Source organism: Streptomyces sp. NPDC058685, from assembly GCF_042714725.1.
Classification (GTDB): Bacteria; Actinomycetota; Actinomycetes; order Streptomycetales; family Streptomycetaceae; genus Streptomyces.
This window is the reverse complement of sequence record NZ_JBHXSL010000030.1, coordinates 44,193-66,642: the sequence shown is the minus strand read 5'-3', so window position 1 is coordinate 66,642 and position 22,450 is coordinate 44,193. Positions and strand designations below refer to the sequence as shown.

At 71.1% G+C, this 22,450-nt stretch carries 21 protein-coding genes; 14 read left to right on the top strand and 7 right to left on the bottom strand.

The window, feature by feature from the left end; all coding sequences use genetic code 11:
- Window positions 1–104: 104 nt before the first annotated feature.
- Window positions 105–1,028 (top strand): AEC family transporter, encoded by a 924-nt coding sequence (locus ACFWU3_RS23145; RefSeq protein WP_384440675.1) that lies wholly within the window; start codon window positions 105–107, stop codon window positions 1,026–1,028.
- A 17-nt stretch (window positions 1,029–1,045) separates the two neighbouring features.
- Here ACFWU3_RS23145 and ACFWU3_RS23140 read toward each other — a convergent pair whose 3' ends face one another.
- Complete coding sequence (locus ACFWU3_RS23140) at window positions 1,046–1,381, bottom strand: tetratricopeptide repeat protein (protein WP_384440672.1); 336 nt, start codon at window positions 1,379–1,381, stop codon at window positions 1,046–1,048.
- 131 nt (window positions 1,382–1,512) lie between these two features.
- On the opposite strand from ACFWU3_RS23140, the gene ACFWU3_RS23135 reads away from it, so the two are divergent.
- Window positions 1,513–2,478 (top strand): pirin family protein, encoded by a 966-nt coding sequence (locus tag ACFWU3_RS23135; protein ID WP_384440669.1) that lies wholly within the window; start codon window positions 1,513–1,515, stop codon window positions 2,476–2,478.
- A 69-nt stretch (window positions 2,479–2,547) separates the two neighbouring features.
- Here the strand turns inward: ACFWU3_RS23135 and ACFWU3_RS23130 are convergent, their stop codons facing one another.
- Window positions 2,548–3,282, bottom strand: a complete 735-nt coding sequence (locus ACFWU3_RS23130) for a phosphoribosyltransferase (protein ID WP_384440666.1) — start codon at window positions 3,280–3,282, stop codon at window positions 2,548–2,550.
- Between the two features lie 318 nt (window positions 3,283–3,600).
- On the opposite strand from ACFWU3_RS23130, the gene ACFWU3_RS23125 reads away from it, so the two are divergent.
- From ACFWU3_RS23125 to ACFWU3_RS23110, 4 genes are all read left to right on the top strand, one after another.
- Window positions 3,601–5,319: a serine/threonine-protein kinase gene (locus ACFWU3_RS23125; RefSeq protein ID WP_384440663.1), complete on the top strand. Its 1,719-nt coding sequence runs from the start codon at window positions 3,601–3,603 to the stop codon at window positions 5,317–5,319.
- Between the two features lie 368 nt (window positions 5,320–5,687).
- Window positions 5,688–6,179, top strand: coding sequence for a phospholipase (locus tag ACFWU3_RS23120; RefSeq protein ID WP_384440660.1), 492 nt, complete (start codon window positions 5,688–5,690; stop codon window positions 6,177–6,179).
- Between the two features lie 143 nt (window positions 6,180–6,322).
- Entirely contained in the window at window positions 6,323–7,402 is a 1,080-nt protein-coding gene (locus ACFWU3_RS23115) for a dihydrodipicolinate reductase (protein ID WP_384440657.1), read from the top strand.
- Window positions 7,399–7,875 (top strand): carboxymuconolactone decarboxylase family protein, encoded by a 477-nt coding sequence (locus ACFWU3_RS23110; RefSeq protein WP_384440654.1) that lies wholly within the window; start codon window positions 7,399–7,401, stop codon window positions 7,873–7,875. Before ACFWU3_RS23115 ends, ACFWU3_RS23110 begins: the two co-directional genes overlap by 4 nt.
- A gap of 119 nt (window positions 7,876–7,994) precedes the next feature.
- Here ACFWU3_RS23110 and ACFWU3_RS23105 read toward each other — a convergent pair whose 3' ends face one another.
- Window positions 7,995–9,638 carry a GMC oxidoreductase gene (locus tag ACFWU3_RS23105; RefSeq protein ID WP_384440651.1) on the bottom strand — a complete coding sequence of 548 codons (1,644 nt, stop codon included), beginning with the start codon at window positions 9,636–9,638 and terminating at the stop codon, window positions 7,995–7,997.
- A 206-nt stretch (window positions 9,639–9,844) separates the two neighbouring features.
- On the opposite strand from ACFWU3_RS23105, the gene ACFWU3_RS23100 reads away from it, so the two are divergent.
- The 3 genes from ACFWU3_RS23100 to ACFWU3_RS23090 are packed head-to-tail and all read left to right on the top strand — an operon-like array spanning window position 9,845 to window position 12,146.
- Entirely contained in the window at window positions 9,845–10,525 is a 681-nt protein-coding gene (locus tag ACFWU3_RS23100) for an ABC transporter permease (RefSeq protein WP_384440648.1), read from the top strand.
- Window positions 10,522–11,196, top strand: a complete 675-nt coding sequence (locus ACFWU3_RS23095) for an ABC transporter permease (RefSeq protein WP_384440645.1) — start codon at window positions 10,522–10,524, stop codon at window positions 11,194–11,196. Before ACFWU3_RS23100 ends, ACFWU3_RS23095 begins: the two co-directional genes overlap by 4 nt.
- Entirely contained in the window at window positions 11,193–12,146 is a 954-nt protein-coding gene (locus ACFWU3_RS23090; RefSeq protein ID WP_384440642.1) for an ABC transporter substrate-binding protein, read from the top strand. The genes ACFWU3_RS23095 and ACFWU3_RS23090 overlap by 4 nt, the downstream gene beginning before the upstream one ends.
- Before the next feature lie 27 nt (window positions 12,147–12,173).
- On the opposite strand, the gene ACFWU3_RS23085 is transcribed toward ACFWU3_RS23090, so the two are convergent.
- The 3 genes from ACFWU3_RS23085 to ACFWU3_RS23075 form a co-directional block, all read right to left on the bottom strand.
- Complete coding sequence (locus tag ACFWU3_RS23085; RefSeq protein WP_384440639.1) at window positions 12,174–12,731, bottom strand: hypothetical protein; 558 nt, start codon at window positions 12,729–12,731, stop codon at window positions 12,174–12,176.
- Between the two features lie 220 nt (window positions 12,732–12,951).
- On the bottom strand, window positions 12,952–14,427 hold the full coding sequence (locus tag ACFWU3_RS23080) for a hypothetical protein (RefSeq protein ID WP_384440636.1): 1,476 nt from the start codon (window positions 14,425–14,427) through the stop codon (window positions 12,952–12,954).
- Window positions 14,428–14,659: 232 nt separating this feature from the next.
- Window positions 14,660–15,823 carry an ABC transporter ATP-binding protein gene (locus ACFWU3_RS23075; RefSeq protein ID WP_384440633.1) on the bottom strand — a complete coding sequence of 388 codons (1,164 nt, stop codon included), beginning with the start codon at window positions 15,821–15,823 and terminating at the stop codon, window positions 14,660–14,662.
- Between the two features lie 185 nt (window positions 15,824–16,008).
- On the opposite strand from ACFWU3_RS23075, the gene ACFWU3_RS23070 reads away from it, so the two are divergent.
- From ACFWU3_RS23070 to ACFWU3_RS23055, 4 genes are all read left to right on the top strand, one after another.
- Complete coding sequence (locus ACFWU3_RS23070) at window positions 16,009–17,487, top strand: cellulase family glycosylhydrolase (protein WP_384440630.1); 1,479 nt, start codon at window positions 16,009–16,011, stop codon at window positions 17,485–17,487.
- Window positions 17,488–17,562: 75 nt separating this feature from the next.
- Complete coding sequence (locus ACFWU3_RS23065) at window positions 17,563–18,861, top strand: alpha/beta fold hydrolase (protein ID WP_384440627.1); 1,299 nt, start codon at window positions 17,563–17,565, stop codon at window positions 18,859–18,861.
- Window positions 18,862–19,002: 141 nt separating this feature from the next.
- A complete protein-coding gene (locus ACFWU3_RS23060) occupies window positions 19,003–19,749 on the top strand; it encodes a PIG-L deacetylase family protein (RefSeq protein ID WP_384440625.1) in 747 nt (248 codons plus the stop codon).
- A 51-nt stretch (window positions 19,750–19,800) separates the two neighbouring features.
- Window positions 19,801–20,634 (top strand): enoyl-CoA hydratase/isomerase family protein, encoded by an 834-nt coding sequence (locus ACFWU3_RS23055; protein ID WP_384440622.1) that lies wholly within the window; start codon window positions 19,801–19,803, stop codon window positions 20,632–20,634.
- Between the two features lie 61 nt (window positions 20,635–20,695).
- On the opposite strand, the gene ACFWU3_RS23050 is transcribed toward ACFWU3_RS23055, so the two are convergent.
- Window positions 20,696–21,577: an SDR family oxidoreductase gene (locus ACFWU3_RS23050; RefSeq protein ID WP_384440619.1), complete on the bottom strand. Its 882-nt coding sequence runs from the start codon at window positions 21,575–21,577 to the stop codon at window positions 20,696–20,698.
- Between the two features lie 132 nt (window positions 21,578–21,709).
- Between ACFWU3_RS23050 and ACFWU3_RS23045 the strand changes: the two genes are divergently transcribed.
- Window positions 21,710–22,294 carry a helix-turn-helix domain-containing protein gene (locus ACFWU3_RS23045; RefSeq protein ID WP_384440616.1) on the top strand — a complete coding sequence of 195 codons (585 nt, stop codon included), beginning with the start codon at window positions 21,710–21,712 and terminating at the stop codon, window positions 22,292–22,294.
- Window positions 22,295–22,450 lie beyond the last annotated feature (156 nt).

Genomic DNA, 22,450 nt, shown 5'->3' with positions numbered 1-22,450 from the left:
GCGTGCCGAACGCGCCGTACGGTTCGCGTGCCACGCCGGTGGCCGCCCCTCACTGTCCCGGGGGCGGCCGCGGGCCCGTGATCGTCGTCGGGCATGCTGGCGCGGTGACCGTGCTCTCCGGCTTTCTGCCCATCTGGGCGATCACCGCCGTCGGCTGGGCAGCCGGTCGGACCCAGGTGCTCGGCACCCAGGCGCAGAGCGTGCTGGGACGGTTCGCCTTCACGTTCGCCATGCCGGCGCTGCTGTTCCTGACGTTGTCCCGGTCCGAGGTCTCGGATCTGGTGAGCCCCGGCGTCGCGGTCTTCGCTCTGAGCCTCGTCCTCGTGTTCTCGCTCGGCCTGCTCCTCGGCCGCCGAGTGTTCCGCAGGCGACGGGCCGACCGGACCATAGGCGCCATGGCGGGGGCCTACGTCAACTCCGCGAACCTCGGCATCCCGATCGCCGTGCACGTCCTCGACGACGCCTCGTTCTTCATCGCCGCGGCGCTGTTCCAGACGCTGTTCGTGACGCCGGTGATCCTCGTACTGATCGACCTCGACGCGGGGAGCGGGGCACGCGAGCGCCGGCGGCGCATCCTGCGTCTGCCCCTGCGCAATCCGATCATCGCGGCCTCCGCGGCCGGTGTGACCGTCGCGCTGATGGGCTGGCGGCTGCCCGACCCCCTGATCACTCCCGTGCAGATGCTCGGGGGAGCGGCCGTCCCCGCCGCGCTGTTCGCTCTCGGTATGTCCCTCACGACCCGGGCGGACGGGCCCGACACGACGGCCCGGACCGAACGCCGGGTCCTGGTGGCGCTGAAGGTGGTGGTCCAGCCGCTGGTCGCCTATGTGCTCGCCCGCTGGGTGTTCGGGCTCGGCGAGCACGAGCTGTACGCCGTGGTGCTGTGCGCGGGTCTGCCCACGGCCCAGAACGCCTTCATCTTCGCGTCCGAGTACCGGCTGAACACCGAACTGCCCAGGGACGCCATCCTGTTGTCGACACTGCTGTCGATGGCGTCCCTGTCCGTCATCACCTGGCTGCTCGCCTGATCTGCCGTGCGGGGCGGTCACTCCCCGGACATCGCGGCCGCCATCCGCAGATGCGGGGCCGCGTCGGCGGGCCGACCCTGGCGCTCCAGGGTGCGCCCCAGCATCAGCCGCGCGTAGTGCTCCACGGGGCTGAGCTCCAGAACGGCACGCAGCTCGGTCTCGGCGCGCTCCAGCTGGGCGGAGTGGTAGTAGGAGCGCGCGAGCAGCAGCCGCTGCGCGATCTGCCGCGGCTCCTCGGCGACGAGCCCCCGCAGGATGCGGGCGGCCGTCAGGTACTCCTTGGCGCCGAAGAACAGCTGCGCACGGTCCCACCGCTCGGCGGCGGTGCCGAACTCGTAGTAGGTGTCGTTCATCCGTTCTCCTCCTCGGGCCTTGTGCCTGCTGCCTGTGGTCCGTTCAACAGAAGTGGATGGTTGAACATTCCACTACTCTTGGGTGCGTGGGGGCAGACCGCCACCGCTCGTACAGGAATAGGTTGAGCGCCATGAGCAATCTCGATCGTCAGGCCACCCCCACCGTCTGCGGCGGTCGCGGGTTCGTCGTCGCCGAGCCCGTCCGTGAGCTCCTCAGTCCCCGTCGTGTGCCGCTCGGTGAGTCCACCGAGGTACGCCGGCTGCTGCCCAACCTCGGCCGCCGGATGGTCGGGGCGTGGGCCTTCGTCGACCACTACGGTCCCGACGACATCGCCGACGAACCCGGGATGCAGGTGCCGCCGCACCCGCACATGGGACTCCAGACCGTCAGCTGGCTGCACGACGGTGAGGTGCTCCACCGCGACAGCACCGGCAGCCTCGCCACCATCCGGCCGCGCGAGCTGGGCCTGATGACCTCGGGCCGGGCGATCAGCCACTCCGAGGAGAGCCCCCGGCCGCATGCCCGCTTTCTGCACGGCGCCCAGCTCTGGGTGGCGCTCCCGGACGCCCACCGCCAGGTCGAGCCGCACTTCCAGCACCACACCGACCTGCCGGTCGTCAGCGCGCCCGGACTCACCGCCACGGTCGTCCTCGGCTCCCTCGACGGCGCCACCTCACCCGGCACGACGTACAGCCCGATCGTCGGCGCGGACCTGGCGCTCGCCCGTGGCGCCGAGACGCGTCTGCCGCTGGACCCCGACTTCGAGTACGCCGTGCTCGCCATGTCGGGCGAGGCCCATGTGGACGGGGTGCCTCTCATGCCCGGCTCGATGCTCTACCTCGGCTGCGGGCGCACCGAACTCCCCTTGCGTGCCGAGTCCGACGCCGGTCTCATGCTGCTGGGCGGTGAGCCGTTCGAGGAGGAGATCATCATGTGGTGGAACTTCATCGGGCGGTCCCAGCAGGAGATCGAGGACGCCCGCCGCGGTTGGATGGACGGCGCCCGCTTCGGTGAGGTGAAGGGCTACGACGGAGCTCCGCTCCCCGCGCCCACGCTGCCCCCGACGCCTCTGAAGGCGCGGGGACGGGTGCGCTGACCCGCAGTGCCGAGGTCCGGGCACGGTCGGTCGAGGCGTCGGAGCGATTCCCACCACGCGGGCGCCGGCCTACGGCGGAGAACCGCTCTCCGCCTCCGAGCCGCCCTCGGCGTCGCCCAACCCTCCGGGACGGGCGAGCGGCCCCGGCCGCGCCCGACCCGGATCCCGCGCCGCGCGCAGCAGTTCCCGTACTTCTCGGTCCGCCGTCTGCCCGAAGTCGGCATAGGAGTTCCCGACGGCGGAGAACGGGAACGGCGTGGTGACGCACACGACCTCGTCGACCAGGGTGCCCAACTCCCGGCAGGCGGACGCCGGTGCGGTGGGTATCGCGACGACGAGGCGTGAGGGCTCCTGGTCCAGCAGTGCGCGGACGGCGGCCTTCATACTGGCGCCCGTCGCCAGGCCGTCGTCCACCAGGACGACCGGCCTGGCGGCCAGTTCGGGCCAGGGACGGCCTTCCCGGTACGCCTCTTCCCGCCGCCGCAACTCGCGGCCCTCGCGCTCCGCCACGCTGCGCAGTGTCTCGTCGGAGATGCGCAGGCTGCGGATGACATTGTCGTTGCGCACCGTCACGCCACCGCCGGCGATCGCTCCCATGGCGACTTCCTCATGACCCGGAACGCCCAGTTTGCGGACCAGAAAGGCGTCCAGCGGGGCGCCCAGGGACAGGGCGACCTCGTACGCCACCGGGACACCGCCGCGCGGCAGCCCTAGAACGATCACTTCCGGATCGTCGATGTGCCCGAGGAGCCCGGCCAGCTCACGGCCGGCGTCACGGCGATCGTGGAACAGACGGTGCGGCATCGATGGCCTCCTCGAACGCCCGCAGGCTCTCGGGCACCGCCGTGAGGTGCGCACCTCACGCGGATCCCCCGTCGTCTCCGAGTGCGGACTTCGCTCCCGCAATTTTACGTCGGCAGCCACCGGCCCCGACGGCTCGCCCTCTTCGACCGGACCGCCGTCCGCACGGACGGCCGTCACCGCGAGAGGTGCGACGGGCGTGTCCGATGCGCGTTCACCGCCGACGGGGACAGCCCGCGACGCCGATCAGCACCGGGGACTCCCCGCCGATGCCCGATGCGAGTCCATGCGGCCGGTCCCGGCCTCGTAAGCTGATCCGCCATGGACACCAGGGGGGCCGGCAGACGCATTGTCGACGGCCGTTTCGAACTGCTCGGCAGGCTTGGCAGCGGCGGCATGGGCACCGTGTGGCGGGCCCGCGACATCGTTCTGCACCGCGAAGTGGCACTGAAGGAGGTGCGGCCCGCGGATCCGGCGGTGGAGGAGTCGGACCCTGCCCGGGCACGCATGCTCAGTGAGCGCGTCCTGCGCGAAGCGCGGGCGCTCGCCCGTATCGCGCATCCGCACGTGGTCACCATCTTCCACATCGTGGACGGCCCCGACCCCTATCCGTGGATCGTGATGGAGCTGGTGGACGGTGAGTCGCTGCACGACCGTCTCGCGCGCGGGCCGCTCACTGTCCCCGAGGCCCTCGACATCGGCCGGGGCGTGCTGTCCGCGCTGCGCGCGGCCCACGGCGCGGGTATCCAGCACCGCGATGTCAAGCCCGCCAATGTGCTCCTGCGGCGGGACGGCAGCCCCGTGTTGACCGACTTCGGCATCGCCGCGCTGCGCGAGTCCGCCGGTCTCACCGCGACCGGTGACCTCATCGGCTCGCCGGAATACATCGCTCCCGAACGCATCCGCGGCGAGGAGGGCAACCCCGCCTCCGACCTGTGGTCGCTCGGCATGCTGCTCTACGTCGCCCTGGAGGGCACGCATCCGCTGCGCCGCGGCACGAGTCTGTCGACCCTGGTCGCGGTTCTCGACGAGCCGATTCCGCCGCCGGTGCGGTCCGGAGCGCTCGCTCCCGTGCTGAACGCCCTGTTGGTACGCGACACGGCCGCGCGTCCGGACGCGGAACGGCTGGCGGCCATGCTCGACGGTGCCGGACGGGAGGTTCCCGGCGGGACGCCGCCACCGCCCGCTGCTCATCCCTACGCGGCACCCCACAACTCGCCTCCTGTCAACGCGGTGCAGGACCTTCCACCGGGTGCACCGCTCGGAACCTTCGGTCCGCCGCACCCCTCGACGCTGCTGCTCGGCCACACACCCCAGCCGGCCACCGGGCCTCAGCCCGCCACGCGCCGGCCGAACCGCGGCAGGAGGATCGCCGTCGTCGTCGGTGCCGCCGCGGCGATCACCGCGGTGTCGCTGTTGCTGTTCCAGATCCTTCCCGGTGGCAGTGACGGGGACAAGGACTCGGCGGGGAAGACCCCGGCCGCGACGGGCGGGGCCTCGGGCTCGGAGAAGGACCGGACGCCGGGCGGCGCCTCGGACAAGGGCACGGAGCAGCCGGACAACGCAGCGCTGCCGCCGTCGCAGAAGGCCGCCGACCTGCTGACGCCCGCCGGCGTGCGCGAGGTGATCAAGGCGCTCGAAACCACGGCGCACACCACGAAGTTCTTCGAACTCGTCGTGTACGAGGAGTACGCGATCGCCCAGGTCCCGGTGAAGGGCAGCCGGAAGAAGTACGACCGCTACGAGTACCGCGACGGCCGCGCGTCGAAGCAGGGGCCGGGCGGCACGGTGATCGGCACGGACGAGGGACCGGTCGACGTCAGCAAGGTCTCGTGGGACAAGCTGCCGACGCTGATCACGCGGGCCGACCGTGAGCTGGGCATCAGCGAGCCGACGATGCGTTATGTCATCGTCCGCGGGCCCGTCTTCGAGGACGTCCCCACGGTGAACGTCTATCTCACGGACGACTACAGCTCGTCCGGATATCTGGCGGCGGACTTCAAGGGCACGGTGCTGAACAAGGTGGCGGCCGAGAACTGACGCCCCCTGGGCCCGTCCCCCTTGCCGCGCACCGCGCTCATACGGCAGAGCCGTCCGCCCTCGCCCACAGCAACATCCGTGACGCCGACCACCAACAGCAGGCTGATGCGACGGCGAGGGAGACCGAGGCGGCCGTCGAGTGCTCCCTGCTGACCCTTCTCCATACCGGAGTTGACGCCGCGGCGAGGGGCCATTCGCCTGAACTTTCGCCCCTCGGCGGGCGAAGCGCCGAAGCGCGGAACTGAATCCGAGGGAAATTCAGTGGCACGTGACATCTGCCATCTAGCCCTGACAGGGACATGACGTCACGCTGAAAGCGCCTCGTGAGAGCCCACGAGGCGACAAGGCCCCAGTCACGGAGGTTCCGCATGCGCCGCCGTTTCGCCTTCCCTCTCGCCGTGGTCACCCTGTCAGTGCCCCTGGCCCTGATCCCCGCCGCGTCCGCCTCGGCCGCACCGGCCGACAAGCCGCAGGTCCTCAGCTCCTGGACCCAGACCAGCGCCTCCAGCTACAACGCGTGGAACGCCGCCCGCCAGAACCAGGGCGCCTGGGCCGCGTACGGATTCAACTGGACGACGGACTACTGCAGTTCCTCGCCGGACAACCCGTTCGGCTTCCCCTTCCAGACGGCCTGTGCCCGCCATGACTTCGGGTACCGCAACTACAAGGCCGCCGGCACGTTCTCCGCCAACAAGTCCCGTATCGACTCGGCGTTCTACGAGGACCTCAAGCGCGTCTGCGCCGGCTACTCGGGGGCGACCAGGACCGCCTGCAACAGCACCGCCTGGACGTACTACCACGCAGTGGACATCTTCGGTGTCGCGCCGGCCACGGCGGGCACAGCAGTACAGGCCGCCTGACGGTTCGTCACGGTGGCGGGCGGGCCCGGGTGCTTCTCGCACCCGGGCCCGCAGCGCGCGCGTCGCGACCCGTCGTGCAACTCCTCGTTTCGGGTCGTTCATGGCTCTAGGAACGTCAAGGGCCCCGCGCTACCCTCCGCCGCATGATTTCCACGGTGGTCTGGGGTACCGGCAATGTCGGCCGCGCGGCCATCCGCGCCGTCGAGGCTCATCCCGCGCTGAAACTCGCGGCCGTCATCGTCCACAACCCCGACAAGGTGGGCCGCGACGCGGGCCACCTCGCGGGCCTGAGCGAAGAGTTGGGCGTCACCGCCACCGACGACATCGACACGGTGCTGGCCGCGAGTCCACGGGCCGTCGTGTACGCGGCATCCGGTGACATCCGCCCCGACGAGGCCCAGGCCGACATCGTCAGGGCCGTCGGGGCCGGCGCGGTGGTCGTCACCCCCGCGCTGTACGCGCTCTACGACCAGCGCAACGCCCCCCAGGAACTGCGCGACCCGGTCCTGGCGGCGATCGCCGACGGCGGCGGATCGCTGTTCGTCTCCGGCGTCGACCCCGGGTGGGGCAACGACGTACTGCCGCTGCTGATCAGCGGCCTCGGAACCTCCGTGGACGTGATCCGCTGCCAGGAGATCTTCGACTACTCCACCTACGATCAGCCGGACTCGGTCCGGTATCTGGTCGGCATGGGCCAGCCGATGGACTACGAGCCGCTGATGCTGGCGCCGTCGATCCCCACCATGGTGTGGGGCGGACAGATACGGCTGATGGCCAGGGCGCTCGGAGTCGAACTCGACGAGATCCGCGAGACGTTGGACCGGTGCCCGCTCGACACCACGGTCAGCACCAGGACCATGGGCGACTTCGACGCGGGTACCCAGGGGGCCGTGCGATTCGAGGTGCAGGGCATCGTCGAGGGTGAGCCGCGCATCGTCATCGAGCACGTCACCCGTATCCACCCGTCCTGTGCACCCCACTGGCCCACACCGCCCGACGGCGCCGGCGCGCACAGGGTGATCATCGAGGGCCGCCCGCGCATCGAGGTCACGGTCGAGGCCACCGACGAGGGGGAGAACCGGTCGGCGGGCGGGAACGCCACCGCGGTCGGCAGGCTGGTCAACGCTATCGACTGGCTGGTGGAAGCGGAACCCGGACTCTACGACGCACTCGACGTCCCGCTGCGCGCCGCAGTCGGCAGGCTCGGAAGGAGCCGGCGATGAACATCGACATTCCCGAGGGGCAGGAGCCGATCGGCTATGTCTGGGGCGAGATGGTCCCGGGCATCGGCATGGCCGCCGCCAACTTCTCGTTGTCCGTGTACGAGCACACGACCCTGGGACTGCGTGAGTTCGAGGCCGCGCGGCTGCGGATCGCGCAGATCAACGGATGCCTCTTCTGCCTCGACTGGCGCACCGACCGGGACGGCGAGAAGGTCGAGGACGAGTTCGCCGAGGCGGTGACGCAGTGGCGCACCACGACGGCCTTCGACGACCGCACCCGGCTGGCCGCCGAGTACGCGGAGCGGTACGCCCTGGATCACCACGGTCTCGACGACGAGTTCTGGACCCGGATGACCGCTCACTACAGCCAGCACGAGATCGTGGAGCTGAGTATGAGCATCGGCTCCTGGCTGGCGTTCGGCAGGCTCAATCATGTGCTGGGTCTCGACGCGGTGTGCGTCCTGCCCCACTGAGGTGTCCGGGGCCGCTCGGTGAGATGGGCCGGCCCCGGCTCCCGGCCGACCCGCGTGAAGGCTCGTCCCTCGGCCTCCGCCGGTCGTTGCCGGTCAGTTCGTTGCTACAGGTCTCGTTGCTACAGGTCCGTGGCGATGATTCTCTCGATGTTCCGTTCGGCGAGCGCCGTGATGGTGACGAACGGATTGACGCTCGTGTTTCCGGGGATCAGCGCGCCGTCGATGACGTACAGACCCGCATGGCCGTGGAGGCGGCCGTAGTTGTCGGTCGCCTTGTTCAGAACCGCGCCGCCGAGCGGGTGGTAGGTGAGATGGTCTCCCCAGATCTTGTAGGCGCCGAAGAGGTCGGTCCGGTAGATGGTCCCTTCCTTCGCGTTGATCTTGTCGAAGATCGTCTTGGCCATGTCGATGGAAGGCTGCTTCCAGGCCGTCTGCCAGTTCAGATCGGCCGTGCCCGTCGCGGCGTTCCACGTGAACTGCGCCCGGTGCGGGTTCTTGGTGATCGACAGATAGAACGAGGCGAACGTCTCGATTCCGGTGGGGAGCGGTGCGACCTCCGCGAACGCGCCCCCGGCGGCCCAGTTGTCGATGCCGGAGCAGGGGATGGACGACTGGAGCTTGCCGGTCGGGTCCCACAGATGGTTGGCGCGGCCGCACATGACGTTGCCGTTGTCGCCCCAGCCCTTGCCGATCTCTGAGTTCAGGCCGGGCAGTGCGCCGGTGGCCTTGAGCTTGGTCAGCAGTTTGCTGGTGCCGACACTGCCGGCCGCGAAGAACACCTTGTCCGCCGTCACGCTCTTGGTGGTGACCGTGTCGCCGTTGGTGTTGATCTCGTCGATGACGACGGTGTAGCCGCCCGCGGCGGCCGGGCGGACCGAAGTGACCTTGTGCAGCGGTGAGATGGCGACCCGGCCGGTCGCTCTGGCCTGAGCGATGTAGGTCTTCTGGAGGGACTTCTTGCCGTAGTTGTTGCCGTAGAGGATCTCGCCCTCCAGCGCCGACTTGGGAACGGTGCCGGCCGCCTCCTGCTTCATGTAGTCCCAGTCGTACACGTCGGGCACGAACACGAACGGGAAGCCGGAGCGCTGGGCGTGCTTACGGCCCACCCGGGCGTACTGGTAGCACTCCGCGGTCTCGAACCAGGCCGGGTCGACGGTGCTGACCCCGAGCGCGGCGTTCGCGCGCGGGTAGTAGACGTTGTACATCTCGTCGGCGTTCACCGAGGGGAGGACGGCCGGGAAGTTCTCACGGCGGGGGGTGACCGCCATACCGCCGTTGACCAGGGAGCCGCCGCCGACTCCGCGCCCCTGGTAGACGATGATCCCGCCCATCTCCTCGGCGTCCAGGATCCCGGTGTAGCGCGGGATGGCCTTGTCGATCGGGAAGCCGAGGAAGTTGCTGAGGGGCTGTTTGGTCTTGGTGCGCAGCCAGTAGGAGCGTCTGTCCGGCTTGGTGGTGTTGGCGAAGATCTTGCCGTCCGGACCGGGGGTGTCCCAGGCCATCCCCATCTCGACCATGTGCACGTCGATGCCCGCCTGGGCGAGACGCAGGGCGGCGACCGAGCCGCCGTAGCCGGTGCCGATCACGAGGGCCGGGACATGGGCGCCCGGCGGAATCGGAGCGGGCACGAGGGCGGCTTTCGCCTGGGCGGGGGTGGTGTGACCGGCCAGAGTCACGGCGCCCAGAATGGAACCGGTTCCTGTGATGAATCGACGGCGCGATACGCCTTTGGGGGTCTTGTCGTGCAGGTGAGCGTCGGTCATGTGATGTTCCTCACTCTTGACGAATGGGAACACGTTCTACTGCTGCCCGCATGGGAAGTCACTACATACCTTTAGGTAACTTGTGTCCGATCACATATCTGGATCACCTGGTCACGGCGGTCCACGGTGGCCGGGCCGGACCCGACGGCACCCGGACAGGCGAGCAGAACGCGCGGTCAGCGCCCCGGCCGGGCTGCAATGAACAGGTGACCGCGACCCCCGACGACTGCCTCGCGCACAATGACTGGATCTGCGGTGCTTATGTGTCCACCCGCCGTGAGATCCTCTGGGACGCCGTCCTCCAGCACCTCCAGCTCACCCTGATCGCGGTGGCGCTCGCTGCGCTCCTCGCCGTCCCCCTCGCCGTCGCGGCCCGCCGCTGGCGCTGGGCCGCCGGGCCCGTGCTCGGGGTGACGACCGTCCTCTACACGATCCCCTCGCTGGCGATGTTCTCGCTGCTGCTCCCCGCCTACGGGCTCTCCGCCTCGCTCGTCATCGCGGGTCTGGTCCTCTACTCGCTCACCCTGCTGGTCCGCAACATCCTCGCCGGACTGCGAGCCGTGCCCCAGGAGACCCGGCAGGCGGCACGCGGAATGGGCTACGGCCCCATCCGCCTGCTGCTCGCCGTCGAACTGCCGCTCGCGCTGCCCGCCGCCATGGCGGGACTGCGGATCGCGACGGTCTCCGCGGTCTCCCTGGTCACCATCGGCGCGATCGTCGGCTACGGCGGTCTCGGGAACCTCATCTACGCGGGAATGAACACCTACTTCAAGGCCCAGGTGCTCACCGCGTCCCTGCTCTGCGTGGTCATCGCCGTCGCCGCGGACCTGCTGCTCCTGCTCGTCCAGCGGTTCGCCACGCCGTGGACGCGACGGGGGCGGGCATGAACACCCTCTCCGCCTCCTGGGACTGGCTCACCAGCGCCGCCAACTGGTCGGGCGCCAACGGCGTCTGGAACCGGCTCGGCGAGCATCTGTTCCTCACCGTCGTGTGCCTCGGACTGAGCTGTCTGATCGCCCTGCCGGTCGCCCTCGTCCTCGGACACCTCGGCAAGGGCGGTGCGTTGGCCGTCAACATCTCCAACGTCGGGCGCGCGGTGCCCACCTTCGCCGTACTGGTCCTGCTGCTGCTCAGCCCGATCGGCAGTTACGGCTCCTGGCCGACGATCATCGCGCTGGTGCTGTTCGCCGTTCCGCCGTTGCTGACCAACGCCTACGTCGGCATGCGCGGAGTGGACCCGGACGTCGTCCGCGCGGCCCGAGGGATGGGGATGACCGGACGCCAGATGCTTTTCGGCGTGGAGATCCCGCTCGCCCTGCCGCTGATCCTGACCGGCGTACGGATCGCGGCCGTGCAGCTGGTCGCCACCGCGACCATCGCCGCCCTCGCGGGCGGTGGCGGGCTCGGCCGGATCATCACCGCGGGATTCAACCTCGCCTCCACCCCTCAGGTGGTCGCCGGGGCGGTGCTGGTCGCGGTGTTCGCCCTGCTCGTGGAGGGACTGTTCGAACTGGGGCAGCGGCTGGCACCCGGGTGGGGGCGGGGGAGCGGCGGATGAGGCCCCGCCACGCTCTCGCCGTCGCCTCGCTGGCGCTCCTCACGGCCTGCGCGACCGGCCCGTCGCTGGAGAACCAGGGCGCGGTCACCGAATCGCCCGGCGACAGCAGGAATCTGACGATCGGATCCGCGGGCTTCACCGAAAGCGATCTGCTCGCCCAGATGTACGCGCTGCTGCTCCAGAACGCCGGCTACAGCACCGAGATCCTGTCCGTGACCAACCGAGAGATCTACGAACCCGCGCTGGAGAGCGGGCAGATCGACGTGGTCCCGGAGTACGCGGCCACCTTCGCCGACTGGCTGAACGCCAAAGCCAACGGGCCGAAGGCGGGCACCGTCGGCTCACCCGACCTCGCGGTGACGATGACGGCCCTGCGGGGGCTGGCGACGCCCCGCGGTCTCACCGTGCTCGACGCCGGGAAGGCCGTCGACCAGAACGCCTTCGCGGTGAGCGCGGCGTTCGCCGAGAAACACCACCTCAAGACGCTGAGCGACCTGGGCAGATCGCGCCAACCCGTACGGCTCGCGGCGGGTGACGAGTGCGTCCAGCGGCCGTACTGCGAGCCGGGGCTGAAGAAGACGTACGGCATCGACATCACGGCGGTGGACCCCAAGGGCGTCGGCACCACCCAGGCCAAACAGGCGGTCCAGAGCGGACAGGACCAGATGGTGCTGACCACGACGACGGACGGGACGCTCGACGACTTCGGTCTGGTGCTGCTGGAGGACGACAAGCACTTGCAGAACGCCGACTACATCGTGCCGGTGGTGAACCGCTCACGCGCCGGGAGCGCCGGCGTCACCAATGCACTCGGCAAGCTCAACTCGGTGCTCACGACGGCGGATCTGGCGGCCATGAACGAACAGGTCGACAGCTGGCGGCGGTTGCCCGAGGACGTGGCGAGGGACTACCTGGAGTCCAAGGGGCTGCTGCCCGAGCCCGGTTCGTGACCGGACCGCACGCCCCCGATCCCGACGTCACGCGCCGCCGGGCGCCGCAGCGGTGGGAGCCGGCGAGAGGAGCTCGACCAGTGCCGCGCGGTGGAGGTCCGCGATGGGGTGGAGAAGGTCCGGATGCCGCAGCAGCGGCGCGGCGCGGTGATCGCGGGGGCTCGGAACGGTCAGCCGGCGCGCGCCGCCGATGCCGCCGCCCGCACCACCGATCCCGCCCGCGCCGTGATGCGTCGCGGCCGTGCACGCCGCCGCGACGGCGGCAAGATCGGCGTCGGCGAGCAGACAGGCCGCCCAGCTGACCACGGTTTCGTCCACGCGCGTGCGCCAGTCGAACTCCGTCGCCCACAGCGGGTGGGCATCGGCGCCCGTGACGGCGTCCAGCCGGCCGGAACCGCCGGGGCCGAGCAGGTCCAGCAGTTCGGCGTCCAGCGCGGTGGGGTAGCGCAGGGAGGCGGCGATGGCGACCGCATGCCGTGCCTGGGCCTCGGCCAGGGCGTCGTTCAGCGGGCCGGCCGCCGGCGGGAACGCCGACAGCAGCCAGCGCGCGGAGGCGGCGATGACCGGAGAGAGATCACTGGGCATGGTGGACGGTCCTTTCCCTGTGCCCGCCGTGGTGCTGTCACCACTGCGTGGTCGGGTCGCGAGGACTCGCGTGCCCGGGGCGTGCGGGGCCGGCCAGCGTAAGGGCGTCCGCCGGAGCACCGACAGGATGTACGTCACAGCCGTGGCGGCCCGGGCCCTCCGGGCCGTCCGCGCCCCGTCCGGGGCAGGAGTGCGTGACCACGGCCACACTCCGGGACGGTCAGGCGGTGCCGCGGCCGACCGGACGCTCGGCGTGCAGATGCTCCAGGCGCCGTTGCAGGACCTGAAGGGCTCCGCGCTGACGGCCCGGGACGCGCCGCCGCAGGGCGACGAGCGCCGGTGCCAGCGCCCGTGCCCGTGCGACGTCCCTGATCTGCTCCCACTGGTGGTGCGCACGGTCGACGGCGCCCTCGACATCGGGATCGTCGGCGGCCTGCTGCCGGGTGAGCCGGGTCTCCGCAGCGGCCATCCACAGCTCGCAGCTGAGGGCGGGATCACCCGCGAGGCGAGCGAGATCGGCGCGTACCTCGACCCAGTGCAGGGCTTCCGGTGAGGCGGGCCCATGGCTGCGCAGGGCCTGCTGCTCCCACGAGGCGGCGGCCGCCGCGGCTTCGTGATGCCGCCCGGCGTGGGCGGCGGCGAGGATGGCGGGATGAGGGTCGCCGCCGTCGGCGGGATCGCTCAGGGAGGCCGCACCGGGGCCTGAAGGCGTCAGGGGCGCCGGGGGTGTGCTGCCGGTGGCCTGTGCGGGGAGGAGGCGCGCAGGGTCGGTGCCGGGAGATGGGGGCAGGGGGGCAGGTGCTTCCGCCGCGACGAGGGGCGCGACGGGGAGCTGCGCCGGCCGGGTATCGGTCGGCGCGCCGCCCCCGCCGGCCGGCGCGGTCGCGTACGGGACGGCGGTGACGGGCGCGTACGCGCCGTCCGCCGGGACCGGAGGAGCTACCGGGAGAGCCGCGGGCGGGAGCGTTCCGAACCCGTTCCCTTCCGTCGTTCCGTGCGGGAGGGGCACGTACCCGCCACCCGTCGTCGCCCCGTGCGGTGGCGTGCCCGCCGCCGGCGCCAGCAGCAGCGCACCGTCCACCCCCGCCTGGAGCGCGGCCTGTTCGTGCAGCGCCGCGAGGGTCGGCCGGGAGCCGCTGCGCCAGATGGAGGCGCAGGCCGCGAGGTAGGCGGGGCCCACCGCGTCCCCGCGCTGCGGGGGCGGTGCGACGCGGCCGTACAGATGCACGCCGGCGCCCAGACCGAGTCCTTCCCGGGCCACCCGTGGCCACGTCTCCGCGTCCGCGACCAGATCCACGACCATCGTCGTGGTGCCGGGCCGTCTGATCATCAGCTCCGCTCCGAGCCAGTGCCAGGGCAAGGCCGTGTACCGCATCGTCGAGGGCGTGGACCGCGCGAGCGCCAGATGGGGCAGGCGCTGCTTGCGGTCGAGCTGGAGCTGACCGGCGATGTACAGGAACACCGGGCCCTCCGCGGCGGCCGCGGCACGGATCCGGGTCAGGACGGTCTGCGGGTCGAGCGGGTCCGCGAGTTCGACCACCGTCGCGGCGGCGGTGCCCGTCAGCGCACTCGGCGGTACGGCGGCCAGCGCGGGCAGCACCGAACTGGCGTCGATCAGACGCCCCTTACCGACCGGCGCGGCCGCGATCAGCAACGCGGTACCCGGTGCCGCCGTGTCCCCTCCCGTGATCACCACACCCAGCACCGTAACCGACGTCGTGCACGCCTCCCGCCGGGTACGAGGTCGTGGGCAGGTCGACGGATACCTCATGGTCCGTCAACAGCCGTACAGGACACAGGGGTTGGGCGGCAGCGCGAATCAGTCATCCCCCCGGCGCTCATCGAGGTCGAGCCGTGATTCTCTGCGGCCGAGTCGACCCGCCCGACCCGCCCGACCCGGCCGACCCGCCCGACCCGGCCGACCCGCCCTACGCGTCCGAGACCGAGTCGAAGTCGACCTCGTCCCGCCTCTTGCCCTGCGCGTCCGCGTCCACGGACCGGCGCAGCGCCTCGTGCAGCTTCGCCGGGGTGAGTACCCCCACGAAGCGGGAGCCGTCCACCACGGCGACCCACCCCGCGTCGTGCTGGAGCATCTCGCTGAACGCCTGCTTCAGCGGCGCTCCGAGCGGTACCCACGCTTCCATGCGGCGGGCCAGCTCGCCGACCGCGCCCCGCTCGCCGGCGATCGCGAGGGCTTCCGCGGAGACCCAGCCGTGCAGATCGCCTCCCGGATCGAGCACCACGGCCCAGCGGGAGTTCTCCTCGCGGAGCCGGTCCGCGGCCGACCTCGCCGTCTCGTCGAGACGCGCGACCGGCGGCTGCTCCAGGTCGTGCTCCTCGATCACCGTGACCGAGAGCCTCTTCAGTCCGCGGTCCGCGCCGACGAAGTGCGCGACATACGGGGTCGCCGGCGTCCCGAGCACGGCGGCCGGGGTGTCGAACTGCTCGATGCGCCCCTCTCCGTACACGGCGATACGGTCACCCATCCGTACCGCCTCCTCGATGTCGTGGGTGACCAGAAGCACCGTCTTGCGGACCGTGGCCTGGAGACTCAGGAACTCGTTCTGCAGCCGTTCGCGCACCACGGGGTCCACCGCGCCGAACGGCTCGTCCATCAGCAGCACCGGCGGGTCGGCGGCCAGGGCGCGGGCGACACCCACCCGCTGGCGCTGACCGCCCGAGAGCTGCGCCGGATAGCGGGAGCCGTATGTCGCGGGGTCCAGGCCCACCAGATCGAGCAGTTCGGCCGCCCGTGCGCGGGCCTTCGCCTTCTTCCAGCCGACCAGCGCGGGGACGGTCGCGGTGTTGTCGAGGACGGTCCGGTGCGGGAAGAGGCCGACCTGCTGGATGACGTAGCCGATCCGGCGGCGCAGCGCGACGGGGTCGACACCCGAGATGTCCTGACCGTCGACGAAGATGCGGCCCGACGTCGGCTCGATCAGCCGGTTGACCATCATCATCGTGGTCGTCTTGCCACAGCCCGAAGGGCCGACGAGCGTGACGAGTTCACCTTCGGCGACCTCGAAGGACAGGCCGTCGACGGCGGTCGTGCCGTCCGGGTAGACCTTGCTGACCTGCTCGAACCGGATCATGTCCTCACGCTAGAAGCGGGTCCGCGGCCGCGCACACAGGCCGCGACCGTACGAGTCACCCGCGATCACCGCCGCCGATCATTCTTGTCATGGCCCTTGCAGCGGGAGAGCCGGACTGCTATTCCATCCGGTTAGGAAAGTTTCCTTTTAGTCCGGGCCCCCTCACGAACAGGCAACGGAGACCCATGAGACCGTCAAGGAACTGGTTACGCTCACTCGGCGGCGTCGGCACCCTCGCCGCCGCTCTGCTCCTCGGCCTCACCACGGCCCCCACCGCACCGGCGGCCCCCACGGCCGCCGAGGCCCCGGAAGCGGCGGCCGCCGTCACCCACGAGGCCGAGAACGCCGCCATCTCGCAAGGAGTCGTGGAGTCCAACCACGCCGGCTTCACCGGCAGCGGCTTCGTCAACTACAACAACAGCACCGCCAGTCATGTCGAGTGGACCGTCAACGCGGCACAGGCGGGCAGCACCACGCTGACCCTCCGTTACGCCAACGGCACCACGGTCAACCGGCCGATGACCATCACGGTCAACGGAGCCGTCGTGGCCGCCGACCGGGCCTTCCCCGGCACCGGAGCCTGGACCTCCTGGAACACCGCCACCGTCACCGCCGCCCTCAGGGCCGGCGCCAACACCATCCGGGCCACCGCCACCACCGCCAACGGCGGCCCCAACGTGGACAGCCTGGCCACCGACGCCGGAGGCCCGCCGCCCGTCGGCCGGACCCCCGTGGAGATCAACGGCCGGCTCAAGGTCTGCGGCACCAAGCTCTGCAACCAGTACGGCAAGCCCATCCAGCTGCGGGGCATGTCCACCCACGGCCTCCAGTGGTACAACCAGTGCGTGACCACCGGCTCGCTGAACGCCCTGGCGACCGACTGGAACGCCGACGTCCTGCGCATCTCCATGTACATCCAGGAGGGCGGCTACGAGACCGACCCGCGCAGGTTCACCGACATGGTCCACTCGATCATCGAACAGGCCACCGCGCGCGGTATGTACGCGATCGTCGACTGGCACATGCTCACCCCGGGCGACCCCCACCACAACCTCGCCCGCGCCAAGACGTTCTTCACCGAGATCGCCCAGCGCCACGGCAACAAGAACAACCTGCTGTACGAGATCGCCAATGAGCCCAGCGGAGTGAGCTGGTCGCGGATCAAGAGCTACGCCGAGCAGCTCATCCCGGTCATCCGGCAGAACGACCCGAACACCCCGGTTCTCGTCGGCACCCGCGCCTGGTCCTCCCTCGGCGTCTCCGAGGGCGCCGACGAGACCGAGATCGTGAACAGCCCGGTCAACGCGTCCAACATCATGTACACCTTCCACTTCTACGCGGCGTCGCACGACAGCGAATACCTCGACACGCTTTCGCGCGCGGCCGACAAACTGCCCATGTTCGTCACGGAGTTCGGCACCCAGACGGCCTCGGGCGACGGCGGGAACAACTTCACCCGCTCCCAGCAGTACATCGACCTGATGGCGAGCAAGAAGATCAGCTGGGTCAACTGGAACTACTCCGACGACAGCCGTTCCGGCGCCGTCTTCAAGGACGGCACCTGCAACAGCAACGGTCCCTGGACCGGCACCGGGCCCCTGAAGCCCGCCGGTGTGTGGGTCCGTGACCGGATCCGGTCCGCGGACAACTTCCCGACCGGCTGACCTCCGTTCCCTGCGACTCGCGCCCGCCCATGTGATCCCATGGGCGGGCGTGGGGCGTACAGAACAGGAGCACCAGTGAGCACATACCGCCAGCCGGGAGTCGTCCTCACCGACCGGCATTTCGCCGTCCCTCTCGACCACCGCGATCCGGGCGGCGAGCAGCTCGAACTGTTCGGCCGCGAGGTCGTCGCCGGATCGCGGGCCGGGGACGAGCTGCCGTGGCTGGTGTATCTGGAGGGCGGTCCCGGCTTCGGCGCCCGCCGTTTCGTCGGCAGGCAGGCCTGGCTCGGCCGCGCGGTGCAGGACTACCGCGTCCTTCTCCTCGACCAGCGCGGCACGGGCCGCTCCGGGCCGCAGAACCGGCAGACGCTGGTGGAGCGCGGCGGCCCCGAGGCCCAGGCCGAGCACCTCGCCCGCTTCCGGGCGGACAGCATCGTGCGCGACTGCGAGGTCGTCAGACACCGCCTCACCGGCGGCGCCCCCTGGACCGTGCTGGGCCAGAGCTTCGGCGGTTTCTGCGCCACGCACTATCTCTCCACCGCGCCCCACGGGCTGAGCGCCGTACTCGTCACCGGCGGACTGCCCTCGCTGGACGCCTCCGCGGACGACGTCTACCGCGCCGCGTACCCGCGCATCCAGCGCAAGGTCGAGGCCCACTACGCGCGCTACCCGCAGGACGTCCGGCGGGCACGCCGGATCGCCGCCCACCTCGCCGAGCACCCGACCACCCTGCCCGGGGGCTACACGCTCACCACCGAGGCCTTCCAGTCGCTGGGCATCCTTCTCGGGTCCGGGGACGGCAGCCACCATCTGCACTATCTGCTGGAGAGCGCCTTCGTCCGGGTGGGCCGCCGGCACGAACTCTCGGACGCCTTCCAGGAGGCGGTCCTCGCCGCTCTGTCCTTCGCGGCGCATCCGCTCTACGCGGTCCTGCACGAGGCGATCTACGCCCAGGGCGAGCGGGCGACGGACTGGGCGGCCGAGCGGGTGCGCGCCGAGTTCCCGCAGTTCGACGCGGCGACGGCCCTCGCGGGCGACGGTCCGCTGCTGTTCACCGGGGAGTCGGTCCACCCCTGGCACTTCGAGGTGGATCCGGCCCTGCGGCCCCTGCGCGAATGCGCCGACGCGCTGGCGGCCCGCACCGACTGGGAACCGCTGTACGACGCCACGCGCCTGGCCGCCAACCAGGTGCCGGTCGCCGCGGCCGTCTACCACGACGACATGTACGTGGACACCGAGCACTCGCTGCGGACCGCGCGTACCGTCCGCGGGCTGCGCACCTGGGTCACGGACGAGTACGAGCACGACGGGGTGCGGGCGGGCGGCTCACGGGTCCTGGACCGGCTGCTCGGCCTGGCCCGCGGAGAGCTCTGACCGGCCGGGCGCGCGGGGTGTGCCCGCGCCCCGCGCGGTCCGCCGCGGCGCTCGGCCCCGCACAGTTCTCCGAGGCGGGGGTGCCGTCCGCACAGCTCTCCGGGCCGTGCTGACGCCAGGTCAGCGACGTATCCTGCGGCCATGAGCGCTCCCGTGACGGACCAGCTGGAACCGATGCCCGACGACTGGCGGAGAGCACTGGCCGTCGTCGCGCACCCCGACGACCTGGAGTACGGCTGTGCCGCGGCGATCGCCGGCTGGACCGACGGCGGGCGCGAGGTCTCCTATCTCCTCGCCACCCGGGGCGAGGCGGGCATCGACACCATCGCGCCCGCCGAGTGCGCCCCGCTGCGTGAGCGGGAGCAGCGGGCGAGCGCGGCCGTCGTGGGGGTGTCCACGGTGGAGTTCCTGGACCACCAGGACGGCGTGATCGAGTACGGCGTCTCCCTGCGCCGGGACATCGCGGCGGCGATCCGGCGTCACCGCCCCGAACTGGTCATCACTCTCAACCACCGCGACACCTGGGGCGGTGTCGCCTGGAACACCCCCGACCACCGTGCGGTGGGCCGGGCGACGCTGGACGCGGCCGGGGACGCCGGCAACCGCTGGATCTTCCCCGAGCTCATCTCCGAGCAGGGCCTCCAGCCCTGGAACGGCGTCCGCTGGGTGGCGGTCGCGGGCTCCACCACGCCGACGCACGCGGTCGACGCGACCGCGGGCCTCGAACGCTCGGTCCGCTCACTCCTGGAGCACCGCAGCTACATCGAAGTCCTGACCGACGAGGATCCCGAGGAGTACTGCCGTACCTTCCTCGTCGGCAGCGCGGAAGCCGTCGGTGCGCGGTTCTGTGGCCGACCGGCGGTCGCCTTCGAGCTGTTCGGACGCTGACGGCGGAGGTACGCTGCCCTGATTTCTGATGGTGCGTCAGAAGGGGTGGCGATGATCGACACACTGGACCGGGAGATCGCCGAGGGTGAGGAGCGCATCCGCCTCGACATCGCCGACGGCGTGGGCGTCCTCACCCTGTGCCGCCCCGCCACGCTGAACGGCTGGAGCTGGGAGTCCACCCGTCAACTGGGTCTGATGGCCGACCGGATCCGCTTCGACGACACCGTCAGAGCCGTGCTGCTGCGGGCCGAGGGCCGCGCCTTCTGCGCGGGCATCGACGTCACCGCCCCCGGCGGCGGGATCACCGGCGCGTCCGCGGCGGAGCGCGCTCAGCGCTACTACGAGGGCATCCGCTGGGCGCACGAGCGCTTCGCGGCCTTCGCCGGACTGCCCCAGCCGGTGGTCGCCGCGGTGCAGGGGTACTGCCTCGGCTTCGGTTTCGAGCTCGCGTTGATGGCGGACATCCGTGTCGCCGCGGACGACGCCCTCTTCGCCCTGCCCGAGGCGCAGTTGGGGGTGGCGGTGGACGCGGGCGGTGATCTGCGGATCGCGCGCGAGGCGGGCGCGGGGTGGGCCAAGTACCTGGCGCTGACCGGCCGGCGTGTCGACGCGGCGACGGCCGCCCGTCTGGGGCTGGTCCAACTGGTCACCCCGGTCACCGAACTGGCTTCTGCCGCGCAGGAACTGGCCGCGGAGATCGCCCGGAACGCGCCGCTCGCGGTGCGGGCCGTCAAGCGCGACATCGACGCGTTCGCGGACGCCTCTCTCGCGGAGGCGCTCGACCGTTCGGCGCGCGGCGCGGCGCTCACTCTCACCTCGGAGGACTGTCGCGAAGGCTACACGGCCAAGGCGGCGCGCCGGCTCCCGGACTTCGAGGGCCGGTGAACGCGCGCGCCACGGGGTGCGGGCGCCCGAGCCCGCCGCGACGCGAGCGGCGGGCTGTGGGTCAGCCGGCGAACGGGCCCCGTCCCAACTGCTCGCGCACGGTCACCACCGGCTCGTTCACCAGCGCCCTTCGCTGCCAGTTGGCGCCGTCCACGACCAGGGTGTGCCCGGTGATCAACTGGGCGTAGGGGGAGGCGAGGAACGTCGCCGCCCACCCGATCTCCCTCGGCTGCCCCACCCGCAGCGCGGGCTGCCGGACGTCCTTGTCCTCCGCCCGGTCGAGGCCGCCCCGCAGATCGGCGCTCATGTCGTCGTGCGGCACCAGCCCCGGCACCAGGGCGTTGATCTGGATTCCGTACGGCCCCCATTCGACGGCCAGGGTCTCGACCATGTTCTGCACGCCCGCCTTGGCCGCCGCGGAGTGCACGAACCCGGGCCCGCCCGTCCAGGCGTACGACGCGCCGAGATTGATGATGGACGCCGGTGTGCCGGCGGCGAGATGCCGGCGGCCGAACTCCTGCGTCATGAACCAGGTCCCGCTGAGGGTGATGTCCACGACCGCACGCCAGCCGTTGGCGGACAGCTCCTCGGCGGGCACGGGGAAGTTGCCCGCCGCGTTGTTGACGAGCACGCCCGGCAGGCCGAAAGCGGCCTCGGCGGCATCGATGACCTCGGCTATGCGGTCCGGTTCGCGTATGTCGCACAGGGCGGCGGCGACGCGGCCGCCGAGCCCGGTGAGCTCGTCCTGTGCGGCCTTGAGCCGGTCGGCCTTGCGGCCCACGATCATGAGATCCGCGCCGAGCCGGGCGAACTCCGTCGCGATCGCCTTCCCGAGGCCCGAGCCGCCTCCGGTGACGATCACACTCCTGCCCTCGAACGTCCCTTCGGGCAGGGCGGCGGCGCCGAGGGGCGGAGGTGCGGGAATGCCGAGACGATCTGTCATGAGGGCATGAGTATCCGGTGGCGGCCGAATCGTCCATGGGCTTGCACTGATCTTTGATCGCGGCGATGGCCGCGCCGGAGGCCCGGAGGCTTCGGGATTGACAAAGAGCCTTGCTGTTTCTGCAATGGTGCCATGAACGACGAACCAGCGCTCGATTCCGTCCTCGACGAGGTGGGTCCCCGTCTCCGCAGTATCCGCCGCGACCGTGGGGCCACCCTCGGCGCCCTCTCCGAGGTGACCGGGATCTCTGTCAGCACCCTCTCCCGGCTGGAATCCGGTCAGCGCAAGCCCAGCCTGGAGCTGCTGCTGCCCATCGCCCGTGCGCACCAGGTGCCCCTCGACGAGCTCGTCGGCGCCCCGCCCGTCGGGGATCCGAGGGTGCGGGCGAAGCCGATCGTGCGGCACGGCAGGACCATGCTGCCGCTCACCCGCCAGCCGGGCGGGCTCCAGGCGTACAAGGTCGTGCAGGAGCCGGGCACTCAGCAGCCCGACCCCCGGACGCACGAGGGCTACGAGTGGCTGTACGTCCTGTCCGGGAAGCTCCGGCTGGTGCTCGGCGAGCACGACGTGGTGCTCGGAGCCGGCGAGGCAGCGGAGTTCGACACCCGAGTCCCGCACTGGTTCGGGCCTGCCGGCGGGGAGAGTGTGGAGTTCCTGAGCCTGTTCGGGCCGCAGGGCGAGCGTATGCACGTCCGGGCGAGGCCGAAGCAGAGCTGAAGCCCCCCGGCGGAAGGAGGGCCGACGCTCCCGGCCGGACGGGGCCGGAGTCCGCGGTGGGCTTGGGCCCGCGCGGCCGGAAGGGGGCTTCCCGAGCGACAAGCGACCGCTTAGTATGCGACCGGAGCGCAGTACTGCCTACGGTTTGTGGAGGCC

What these genes read in the sequence shown, in the direction of transcription:
- ACFWU3_RS23070 (WP_384440630.1), top strand. Translation starts at nt 16,009, where the DNA reads ATGAGACCGTCAAGGAACTGGTTACGCTCACTCGGCGGCGTCGGCACC.
- ACFWU3_RS23120 (WP_384440660.1), top strand. Translation starts at nt 5,688, where the DNA reads ATGCGCCGCCGTTTCGCCTTCCCTCTCGCCGTGGTCACCCTGTCAGTG.
- ACFWU3_RS23075 (WP_384440633.1), bottom strand. Translation starts at nt 15,823, where the DNA reads ATGATCCGGTTCGAGCAGGTCAGCAAGGTCTACCCGGACGGCACGACC.
- ACFWU3_RS23050 (WP_384440619.1), bottom strand. Translation starts at nt 21,577, where the DNA reads ATGACAGATCGTCTCGGCATTCCCGCACCTCCGCCCCTCGGCGCCGCC.
- ACFWU3_RS23115 (WP_384440657.1), top strand. Translation starts at nt 6,323, where the DNA reads ATGATTTCCACGGTGGTCTGGGGTACCGGCAATGTCGGCCGCGCGGCC.
- ACFWU3_RS23060 (WP_384440625.1), top strand. Translation starts at nt 19,003, where the DNA reads ATGAGCGCTCCCGTGACGGACCAGCTGGAACCGATGCCCGACGACTGG.
- ACFWU3_RS23095 (WP_384440645.1), top strand. Translation starts at nt 10,522, where the DNA reads ATGAACACCCTCTCCGCCTCCTGGGACTGGCTCACCAGCGCCGCCAAC.
- ACFWU3_RS23110 (WP_384440654.1), top strand. Translation starts at nt 7,399, where the DNA reads ATGAACATCGACATTCCCGAGGGGCAGGAGCCGATCGGCTATGTCTGG.
- ACFWU3_RS23085 (WP_384440639.1), bottom strand. Translation starts at nt 12,731, where the DNA reads ATGCCCAGTGATCTCTCTCCGGTCATCGCCGCCTCCGCGCGCTGGCTG.
- ACFWU3_RS23135 (WP_384440669.1), top strand. Translation starts at nt 1,513, where the DNA reads ATGAGCAATCTCGATCGTCAGGCCACCCCCACCGTCTGCGGCGGTCGC.
- ACFWU3_RS23140 (WP_384440672.1), bottom strand. Translation starts at nt 1,381, where the DNA reads ATGAACGACACCTACTACGAGTTCGGCACCGCCGCCGAGCGGTGGGAC.
- ACFWU3_RS23125 (WP_384440663.1), top strand. Translation starts at nt 3,601, where the DNA reads ATGGACACCAGGGGGGCCGGCAGACGCATTGTCGACGGCCGTTTCGAA.
- ACFWU3_RS23045 (WP_384440616.1), top strand. Translation starts at nt 21,710, where the DNA reads ATGAACGACGAACCAGCGCTCGATTCCGTCCTCGACGAGGTGGGTCCC.
- ACFWU3_RS23130 (WP_384440666.1), bottom strand. Translation starts at nt 3,282, where the DNA reads ATGCCGCACCGTCTGTTCCACGATCGCCGTGACGCCGGCCGTGAGCTG.
- ACFWU3_RS23055 (WP_384440622.1), top strand. Translation starts at nt 19,801, where the DNA reads ATGATCGACACACTGGACCGGGAGATCGCCGAGGGTGAGGAGCGCATC.
- ACFWU3_RS23090 (WP_384440642.1), top strand. Translation starts at nt 11,193, where the DNA reads ATGAGGCCCCGCCACGCTCTCGCCGTCGCCTCGCTGGCGCTCCTCACG.
- ACFWU3_RS23105 (WP_384440651.1), bottom strand. Translation starts at nt 9,638, where the DNA reads ATGACCGACGCTCACCTGCACGACAAGACCCCCAAAGGCGTATCGCGC.